8 protein-coding genes are annotated in these 9,769 nt (G+C 68.2%); 2 read left to right on the top strand and 6 right to left on the bottom strand.

The features are described 5' to 3' along the window. The first annotated feature begins 164 nt into the window (after window positions 1-164). A complete protein-coding gene (locus BN11_RS13935) occupies window positions 165-1,499 on the top strand; it encodes an ABC1 kinase family protein (protein ID WP_048698603.1) in 1,335 nt (444 codons plus the stop codon). A 58-nt stretch (window positions 1,500-1,557) separates the two neighbouring features. On the opposite strand, the gene BN11_RS13930 is transcribed toward BN11_RS13935, so the two are convergent. The 6 genes from BN11_RS13930 to BN11_RS13905 form a co-directional block, all read right to left on the bottom strand. After that, on the bottom strand, window positions 1,558-2,130 hold the full coding sequence (locus BN11_RS13930) for an HhH-GPD-type base excision DNA repair protein (RefSeq protein ID WP_048698601.1): 573 nt from the start codon (window positions 2,128-2,130) through the stop codon (window positions 1,558-1,560). Between the two features lie 264 nt (window positions 2,131-2,394). After that, window positions 2,395-3,426 (bottom strand): ketol-acid reductoisomerase, encoded by a 1,032-nt coding sequence (ilvC, locus tag BN11_RS13925; protein WP_048698599.1) that lies wholly within the window; start codon window positions 3,424-3,426, stop codon window positions 2,395-2,397. 115 nt (window positions 3,427-3,541) lie between these two features. Continuing rightward, a complete protein-coding gene (gene ilvN / locus BN11_RS13920) occupies window positions 3,542-4,054 on the bottom strand; it encodes an acetolactate synthase small subunit (RefSeq protein ID WP_048698597.1) in 513 nt (170 codons plus the stop codon). Between the two features lie 21 nt (window positions 4,055-4,075). Then, window positions 4,076-5,986, bottom strand: a complete 1,911-nt coding sequence (locus BN11_RS13915) for an acetolactate synthase large subunit (protein ID WP_083433763.1) — start codon at window positions 5,984-5,986, stop codon at window positions 4,076-4,078. Window positions 5,987-6,503: 517 nt separating this feature from the next. Then, the gene (ilvD, locus tag BN11_RS13910; RefSeq protein ID WP_083433762.1) at window positions 6,504-8,348 is read right to left on the bottom strand and encodes a dihydroxy-acid dehydratase; all 1,845 of its coding nucleotides are present in this window, start codon (window positions 8,346-8,348) and stop codon (window positions 6,504-6,506) included. 60 nt (window positions 8,349-8,408) lie between these two features. Beyond that, window positions 8,409-8,936: a SixA phosphatase family protein gene (locus tag BN11_RS13905; RefSeq protein ID WP_048698594.1), complete on the bottom strand. Its 528-nt coding sequence runs from the start codon at window positions 8,934-8,936 to the stop codon at window positions 8,409-8,411. 153 nt (window positions 8,937-9,089) lie between these two features. Here BN11_RS13905 and BN11_RS21340 point away from each other — a divergent pair. After that, the coding region (locus BN11_RS21340; RefSeq protein WP_053084111.1) for a DUF937 domain-containing protein at window positions 9,090-9,769 on the top strand (680 nt) is incomplete at its 3' end.

The following is a 9,769-nucleotide window of genomic DNA, read 5'->3' as shown; positions in this document are numbered from 1 at the left end:
CTGGCCGCGCGTGTCGCCACCGGTTTCCTCGACGGTATGCCGCCCACCGGGCTCGCCCTCGACGTCGCCGCACCGTGGCCGAGCGTGCGCCAGCACCGGTGGCGCACCCACCCGCTGTGCGCCACGTGCGCCGAGCCGGCGGGTGCGCCTGTGACAATAGGCGCGTGAACGAACTTCCCCGGCGCAGCGCCAAACGCACCGCTAAGCTCGTCTCCTTGCCATTGGGGATGGCCGGCCGGGGGGCGATCGGGATCGGCAAACGGGTCGGCGGGCGGCCCGCAGAGGCGGTCGCGGCCGAGTTCCAGGCCCGGACGGCGGAGCAACTGTTCGCCGTGCTCGGAGAACTCAAGGGTGGCGCCATGAAGGTCGGGCAGGCCATGTCCGTCATGGAGGCGGCGCTGCCCGAGGAGTGGGCGGCGCCCTATCGGGCGACGTTGACCAAGCTGCAGGAGGCGGCGCCGCCGCTGCCGCCGGAGCAGGTGCACGCGGTCCTGGCCGCCGAGCTCGGACCCCGGTGGCGCACGGCGAAATTCGAGTCGTTCGACGACATACCGTCGGCGGCCGCGTCGATCGGCCAGGTGCACCGAGCGGTCTGGCGTGACGGGCGGGACGTGGCGGTCAAGATCCAGTACCCCGGGGCGCGGGAGGCGCTGCTCAGCGACATCAACCAGCTGTCGCGGGTGGCCCGGCTGGCGACGAGCTTCATCCCCGGCCTCGACATCAAGCCGATCATGGCCGAGTTGCGGGCCCGGGTGAGCGAGGAACTCGACTACTTCATGGAGGCCGAGCATCAGCGGGTCTTCTCCGACGCATTCCGGGGCGACCCGGACTTCGCGATCCCCGAGGTCGTGCACGCGACCCCCGCCGTGCTGGTCAACGAGTGGCTCGCCGGTGTGCCGTTGTCGCGGATCATCGCCGAGGGCGACCAGGAGACCCGCAACGCCGCCGCTCAGCTCTATCTGGAGTTCCTGCTCGCCGGGCCGACGCGGGCGGGGCAACTGCACGCCGACCCGCATCCCGGCAACTTCCGGATCACGCCCGACGGGCGGCTCGGCATCCTCGACTTCGGCGCCGTCAACCGCCTCCCGGGCGGCCTCCCGCTCGCGCTGGGACGGCTGCTCACCCTGGCCCTGGCCGGCGAGGCGGACGCCCTCGTCGCCGGGTTGCGGCAGGAGGGCTTCATCAGGGAGTCGGTGAAGGTCGACGCCGACGAGCTGCTGTCCTATCTGATGATGTTCATCGAACCGCTGACGTATGAGACCTACCGTTTCGACCGGGCCTGGCTGCGCTCGATCACATTGCGCATGAACGACATTCGCCGCCCGGAGTGGGCCGTGGGGATGAAGTTCAACCTGCCGCCCGAGTATCTGCTCATCCACCGCGTCTGGCTCGGCGGCATCGGCGTCCTCTGCCAGATCGGTGCCGAACTCGCCCCCCGCGAAGCCCTCAGCCGCTATCTGCCCGAGTTCGACCTCTCGGCCATCCCGCCCGGCCGCTGACCCCCGTCGAGATGTCGATTCGAGGGCGTCGAGATGTCGACTCGACCCCGTCGAGATGTCACGTGTTTGCCTTGGCCTTGGCCTTCGCGGCCTTCTTGAAGTCCCGCACCTTCTGCAGCGAATCGGGATCGACGACGTCGGCGACGGAGCGGAAGGAGCCCGGCTCGGCATACGGTCCGATCGCCTCGCGCCAGCCGTCCGGCGTGACCCCGAGTTGCTTGCCGAGGAGGGCAGCGAAGATGCGCGCCTTCTGGTCGCCGAACCCCGGGAGCGCCTTGAGGCGGGCGAGGAGGTCATTGGTGTCCCGCGCGCCGGTCCAGATCGCGGCGGCGTCACCGCCATACGACTCGACGACGGTGCGTGCCAATTCCTGCACCCGCCCCGCCATCGAGCGGCCATACCGGTGGATCGCGGGCGGCGTGGCGCACAGGTCGGAGAAGGGCGCGGGGTCGGCGGTCGCGATGACGGCCGGGTCGAGTGTGCCGAAGCGGTCCAGGATCTTCGCCGGCCCGGCGAAGGCGCGTTCCATCGGGAACTGCTGGTCCAGCAGCATGCCCACGAGGAGCCCGAAGGGGTCGGTGCTCAAGACCTCGTCGGCGTGCTCGTCCTGGGCGATCCGCAGCTGTGACATGGGCGCAAGGTTATTCGGAGCGTCGCAGGGATGCGACGAGGTACTCGAAAGCTTGTCCGCGAGTTCGGGCTTGGCCACGAGAGGAATCAGGTACCCCGCCGCGCCGCAGTTGCCCAGGAAGAGTCGGGTGCGCCCCAGCTTTGGTGTGGATGGACGCACGATTCGGATGCTACTCCTCGCTCAGAGACGCCGTTACCCATTGGTTGTGGGGGGTGCACGCCCCCACAACCAATGGGTAACCGAGTCGTTGTGCGCGGGCGAGCGTCAGCGGGCGGCGGAGCCCTCGACGTAGTCGGCGTCCTGCTCGGTGTCGAGCCAGGCCATCAGCTTGCGCAGTTCCTTGCCGGTCTTCTCGATCGGGTGCTGGGCGCCCTTCTCGCGCAACGCCGTGAACTCGGCGCCGCCGTTGTCCTGGTCGTCGATGAAGCGCTTGGCGAAGGCGCCGGAGGTGATGTCGGCGAGAACGGCCTGCATGTTCTCCTTGACGTGCGGGTCGATGACGCGGGGGCCGGAGACGTAGTCGCCGTATTCGGCGGTGTCGGAGACCGACCAGCGCTGCTTGGCGATGCCGCCCTCGACCATCAGGTCGACGATCAGCTTGACCTCGTGCAGGCACTCGAAGTAGGCGACCTCGGGCTGGTAGCCGGCCTCGGTCAGGGTCTCGAAGCCGTACATGATCAGTTGCGACAGCCCACCGCACAGCACGGACTGCTCGCCGAACAGGTCGGTCTCGCACTCCTCGGTGAAGGTGGTCTTGATGCCGCCGGCACGCAGGCCGCCGAGGGCCTTCGCGTAGGACTTGGCCATCTCGAGCGCCTGCCCGGAGGCGTCCTGCTCGACGGCGACGAGCACCGGCACCCCGCGCCCGTCGACGAACTCGCGGCGCACGATGTGGCCGGGGCCCTTGGGGGCGACCATGATGACGTCGGAGTCGCTCGGCGGGGTGATATAGCCGAAGCGGATGTTGAACCCGTGACCGAAGAGGATCGTCGCGCCCTTGTTGAGGTTGGGTGCGATGTGGTCGGCCCACACGTGCCGCTGCACCTGGTCGGGCGTGAGGATGACGACGAAGTCGGCTTCCTTGACCGCGTCGGCGACGTTCAGCACGCGCAGCCCTTCGTCCTCGGCCTTGGCGCGGGACTTGCTGCCCTCGGCGAGGCCGACGCGCACGTCGACTCCGCTGTCGCGCAGGCAGAGGCTGTGGGCGTGGCCCTGGCTGCCGTAACCGATGACCGCGACCTTGCGGCCCTGGATCAGCGACAGGTCGGCGTCGTCGTCGTAGAACATCTCGGCCATCGTGGCCAACTCCTTGTGAGGTGGGGTGCAGGGAACTGTGGGAAAGCGTATGCCGCGGGCTCAGGCCCGTCGGCCCCGGTCCGCCCGCCGGGAAACGGGATGTGACGTGTGGCGGCTATGCCGTGCGCAGGGCGCGGTCGGTGATCGAGCGGGAGCCGCGGCCGAGGGCCACGACGCCGGACTGGACGAGTTCCTTGACGCCATAGGGCTCGAGCAACTCGAGCAGGTCGTGGATCTTGTCGACATTGCCCGTCGCCTCGACCGAGATCGCCTCGGGGGTGACGTCGACGACTTTGGCGCGGAACAGTTGGACGATCTCGAGGACCTGGCTGCGGGTGTGGGCGTCGGCGCGGATCTTGACCAGGACGATCTGGCGCTGGATGGAGCTGTCGCGGTCCAGCTCGACGACCTTGAGCACCTCGACGAGCTTGTTCAGCTGTTTGGTCACCTGCTCCAGCGGCAACTCCTCGACATCGACGACGACGGTCATGCGGGAGACGTCGGGGTGCTCCGTCGGGCCGACGGCGAGGGAGATGATGTTGAACCCGCGGCGGGAGAAGAGCGCCGAGATCCGCGCGAGCACGCCGGGCTTGTCCTCGACGAGCACGGAGAGGGTATGCGTTGACATGTTGGGGATTCCTCGTCTGGATCAGGCGGTGGTCTCGGGACGGTGGCTGCCGGACGGTATGCCGTCGTGGTCGGCGTCGAGGTCCTGTTCCATCGCCTCGGACTCCTCTCGATCCCATTGCGGCGCAGTGTCTTTGGCGATCTGGATCAGATCGTTGCTGACGCCGGCGGCGACCATCGGCCACACCATGGCGTCGCGCTCCACGACGAAGTCGATCAGCACGGGCACGTCGTTGATCTCCATCGCCTTGGTGATGGTGGCGTCGACATCGTCCGGGCTCTCGCAGCGCAGGCCGACACAGCCATACGCCTCGGCCAGCTTGACGAAGTCGGGCACCCGCATGCCGACGGAGGTGTGCAGGTCGGTGTTGGAGTAGCGCTCGTTGTAGAAGAGCGTCTGCCACTGGCGCACCATGCCGAGGCTGGAGTTGTTGATCACCGCGATCTTGATCGGGATGTTGTTGATGACGCAGGTCGCCAGCTCCTGATTGGTCATCTGGAAGCAGCCGTCGCCGTCGATCGCCCACACCGTGCGGTCGGGTTCGGCGACCTTGGCACCCATCGCCGCCGGCACCGAATAGCCCATCGTCCCCAAACCGCCGGAGTTGGCGAACGCCATCGGCCGCTCGTATCTGATGAACTGCGCCGCCCACATCTGGTGCTGGCCGACGCCGGGCACGTAGACGGCCTCGGGGCCGGCGATCGCACCCAGCCGTTCGATGACGTATTGCGGCATGAGCGCGTCGCTGCTCGGCGCCGAATATCCCACGGGGAAAGTGGATTTCCAGCCGATCGTCGTCTCGCGCCAGGCCTGGTATGCCGCCGGGTCGGCCTGGTATTCGCCGCTGGTGACCGCGGTGGTCAGGTCGGCGATGATCGCCTTGGCGTCCCCGACGATCGGCACGTCGGCGACCCGGTTCTTGGAGATCTCGGCCGGGTCGATGTCGGCGTGAATCACCTTGGCGTCCGGGGCGAACGACTTCAACTCGCCCGTGACGCGGTCGTCGAAACGAGCGCCGAGGGTGATGAGCAGATCCGACTTCTGCAGCGCCGTCACGGCCGCCACCGACCCGTGCATGCCCGGCATGCCGAGGTGCAGTTGGTGGCTGTCGGGGAAGGCACCGCGGGCCATCAGCGTGGTGACCACGGGGATGCCGGTCGCGGCGACGAAGGCTGCCAGATCCTCGGCGGCGTGGGCGCGGATGACGCCCCCACCGACATACAGCACGGGCCGCCTCGCGGCCTGGATCAGCCGCGCCGCCTCGCGAATCTGTTTGGCGTGCGGCTTGATCACCGGGTGATAGCCCGGAAGCGAGACCCTGGGCGGCCAGACGAATGTGGTCTTGGACTGGAGTGCGTCCTTCGCGATGTCGACGAGCACCGGACCCGGGCGTCCCGTCGCGGCGATGTGGAAGGCCTCGGCGATGACGCGCGGGATGTCGTCGGCGTTCGTCACCAGGTAGTTGTGCTTGGTGATCGGCATCGTGATGCCGCGAATGTCTGCCTCCTGGAAGGCGTCCGTGCCGATGGCGCGGGAGGAGACCTGCCCGGTGATCGCGACGATCGGCACCGAGTCCATGTAGGCGTCGGCGATCGGCGTGACCAGGTTGGTCGCGCCCGGACCGGACGTCGCCATGCACACGCCGACCTTGCCGGTGGCGGCGGCATACCCCTCTGCTGCGTGACCTGCGCCCTGCTCGTGGCGGACGAGGATGTGCCGGACCGTGGTGGAGTCCAACAGCGGGTCGTATGCCGGCAGGATCGCCCCGCCCGGGAGGCCGAACACGGTGTCGGCCCCGACCGCTTCGAGAGCGAGGATCAGCGACTGCGCGCCCGTGACCTCGACTCGGTTCGACTGCGTCTGAGCCTTGTGGGCCATCGTCGCCGGACTCGGCGTCGCGGATCGCGCGGCCACTCCGTCTGTCGTTGTCATCTCGTATCGTCCGCTCTCAGTTCGGTTTTCGTGTGGTGTGGTGATCCAGATCGGTCATCGATGCAATAAAAAACCCCTCAGTCCCTGGGCGGGACGTCGGGGTAGCGCGCTAGTCGGACAGGGGCTATGCGCGCTCATCGAGTACGAGGAGGAAGGCCACGGGTCAACTCTCTCCCCCGGACGTATGCCGCGTCAACGACGCGCCCGTCGCGTCTCAGTGGACGGACGCGGCGCCCAAAGGGCGGCATCTCAAAGCGACGGAGCGATACAGACCTTCATGCTCCGCGGGTTCATGCTCATGTGCCGGGCCGTATCGGCATCGGCGAGCCCGTAGGTGTGAGTCACCAACTCTGGTCTTGCCCTGATAGGTGTGCTTGTCGGTGCCGCAGATGCCGGACAGGTCCATCCGCATCAACGCTGCGCCCGGCTCCAGCCGGGGCCGGGCGAACTCCTGGATCGCGTAGCGTCCCGGCTCGAGAAGCACCGCCGCACGCACTCGCTCCCACATACCGAGGCCTCAGGGGACGATTCGGACGGCGCCGTCGGCGGCGGAGGTGGCCATGGAGGCGTAGGCCCGCAGCGCCGCGGAGACCTGACGGTCGCGGTTGACCGGTGTGTAGGGGCGTTCCCGCGCCTCTTGCTTGGCCCGGCGCTCGGCCAGGATCTCTTCGGAGACAGCGAGATCGATCGACCGGCCGGGGATGTCGATCTCGACCGTGTCGCCGTCCTCGATGAGGGCGATCGCGCCGCCGCTGGCGGCCTCGGGCGAGATATGGCCGATCGACAGGCCGCTCGTGCCCCCGGAGAACCGGCCGTCGGTGATCAACGCGCACTGCTGGCCCAGGCCGCGGCCCTTGAGGAAGGAGGTGGGATAGAGCATCTCCTGCATCCCCGGTCCGCCCTTGGGGCCCTCGTAGCGGATGACGACCACGTCACCGGCCGTCACGGACTTGTCGAGGATCCCGGCCACCGCGTCGTCCTGGGACTCGAAGACCCGGGCCGTCCCCGTGAATCGCCACACCGACTCCGGCACGCCGGCGGTCTTGACGACACAGCCGTCCGGGGCGATATTGCCGGTTAGCACGGCGAGGCCGCCGTCGACGGTGTAGGCGTGGTCGACGCTGCGGATGCAGCCCTCCGCCTGATCGACATCGACACTGGCCCAACGGTTCTCGGTCGAGAAGGGTTCGGTGGTGCGGACACCGCCCGGAGCGGCGTGGAAGAGTTCAAGGGCCGCCTCAGTGGCGGAGCCGCCGCGAATGTCCCACTCCCCCAGCCATTTTGACAAAGAAGGCGAGTGCACGGCGTGAACGTCCCTCTGCAGCAACCCGGCCCGGTCGAGTTCGCCGAGGATTGCGGGTATGCCGCCGGCCCGGTGCACGTCCTCCATGTGGTACTTCGGACTGTTGGGGGCGACCTTGGCCAGGCATGGCACGCGGCGCGAGATGGCGTCGATGTCCGCCATCCGGAAGTCGAGGTCGGCCTCGCGGGCCGCAGCGAGCAGGTGCAGCACGGTGTTGGTGGAGCCACCCATCGCGACATCGAGGGCGAAGGCATTGGTGAACGCATCGTGGGAGGCGACATTGCGCGGCAGCACCGAGTCGTCGTCGCCGTCGTAGTAGCGGCGGCAGAGTTCGACGATCAAGGATCCGGCGCGCAGGAAGAGGTCCTTGCGCGCCGCGTGGGTGGCGAGCGTGGATCCGTTGCCCGGCAACGACAACCCGATCGCCTCGGTGAGGCAGTTCATCGAGTTGGCGGTGAACATGCCCGAGCACGATCCGCACGTGGGGCACGCCGAGCGCTCGATGGTGTCGAGCTGCTCGTCGCTGACCGCGTCATTGGACGAGGCGATCATCGCATCGATCAGGTCGATCTTCTCGTGCACGATGCCCTCGACGGCGACCGTCTTGCCCGCCTCCATCGGCCCACCGGAGACGAAGACCACCGGGATGTTCAGGCGGAGGGCGGCGAGCAGCATGCCCGGGGTGATCTTGTCGCAATTGGAGATGCACACGAGGGCGTCGGCGCAGTGGGCGTTGACCATGTACTCGACGGCGTCGGCGATCAATTCGCGCGAGGGCAGCGAGTAGAGCATCCCGCTGTGCCCCATGGCGATTCCGTCGTCGACGGCGATCGTGTTGAACTCCTTGGCCACTCCCCCGGCTGCGGCGACCGCGCCGGCGACAAGCTGCCCGAGATCCTTGAGGTGGACGTGCCCCGGCACGAACTGCGTGAAGCTGTTGGCGATGGCGACGATCGGCTTGCCGAAGTCGTCGTCGGTCATGCCCGTGGCACGCCACAGGGCGCGGGCTCCCGCCATGGTCCGGCCGTGAGTGGAGGTTCGCGAACGCAGTTCCGGCATACGGCGATTCTGGCACCCGCGCGGCATACGGCCCAGATCGCGTCCGCGACCTGGTTGTTGTCAGGCCCGGGCGAGGTGGAAACGCTCGAGGCGCGCGCCACCGAAGGCGAGGTCGCGCCACGGCCCAGCGAAGCGCAATACGGCGATCCCCGTCGTGGGGAAGCCGGCGGCGAGGCACTCGTGCGCCGAGTCGTTGCCTTCGCCGTCCGCGAGCAGGCTCGCCAGGGCCGGCACCCCGGGCGCATGCCCGACGAGCATCACGACATTGGCGGCGTCGTCCGCCTCCCGCAGGACGTCGAGCAGGGTTTCGGGGGAGGCGTTGTAGATGCGCCCGTCATAATGCACATCGGCCTCGCAGCACCCGCCGGCCCACATGCCCTCGGTGCTCTGGCGCGTGCGCTCGGCGCTGGAGCACAAAACCTGATCGACCCCGAAGTCATGCGTGCGCAACCACGCGCCGGCGGCGCGGGCGTCGAGGTGCCCTTGCGGAGTCAGTTCACGGTCGTGGTCGTCCTCGCCGGGTCCCTGGTGGGCCGTAGCGGCGTGCCGAACCAGGATCAAGGTCCGGTCCATGGCTGCCGTCGTCATACCTCTAGCATGCCTCTTTCCGTTCACTTCCGCGGGCTCTGAGCGGGAATAGACGCCCCCCAGTTGCTACGTTGATCCGAACGGAGATCGCCACCGCACCGATGCGGGGGAGGCCCGGCGTCAGCAACGACGCACGAACGAGAGGTGCGTCCTGTGTCCAATGCCGTTGACGACATCCTGAACAGTCTGGACATGAACCAGCTGGCCGACATGGTGGGGGCCGACCCCAACACCGTCGAACAGGCCGCCGCAACCGCGCTCCCCGCGCTCTTCGGCGGACTGGATGCCAACGCCCAGGACCCTATGGGCGCCAACTCCATCCTCCAGGCCCTCGGCCAGCACAGCGGAAGCCTGCTTGACGGCGGCATCGACCTCGGGCAGATCGACCCCCAGGACGGCGCTGCCATCACCAGCCACATCTTCGGCAACAACGAAGAGGCGGTCTACAACCAGCTCGGTGGCTACGGTGCCGGCGGCGGTCTCGGTGGCAGCCTGTTCAAGCGCCTCCTGCCGATCCTCGCCCCGATCGTGATGTCTTACATCATGAAGCACATGACCCAGCGGACCGGCGGTGCGGCGGGTGGCTCCGGCGGCGGCCTCGGCGACATCCTCGGCCAGGTCCTCGGCGGCAGCCGCAGGACACCAACGTCTTCCCCGACGAGGTCCAGCAGCCGACCCAGCAGAACACCCAGGCCGGCAGCGGTCAGCAGCCCAACCTCGACGCGATCCTCAAGGACGTCCTCGGCGGCGCTGCGTCGAGCACAAGCAACAAGACCCAGTCCGCCGGTGGCGGCTCCATCATCGGCGACATCCTCGGTGGTCTCCTCGGCGGC

Source organism: Nostocoides australiense Ben110, from assembly GCF_001050535.1.
In the GTDB taxonomy this organism is placed as follows: Bacteria; Actinomycetota; Actinomycetes; order Actinomycetales; family Dermatophilaceae; genus Nostocoides_A; species Nostocoides_A australiense.
The sequence above is the reverse complement of the archived record's forward strand: the minus strand, read 5'-3'. Positions and strand labels throughout refer to the sequence as shown.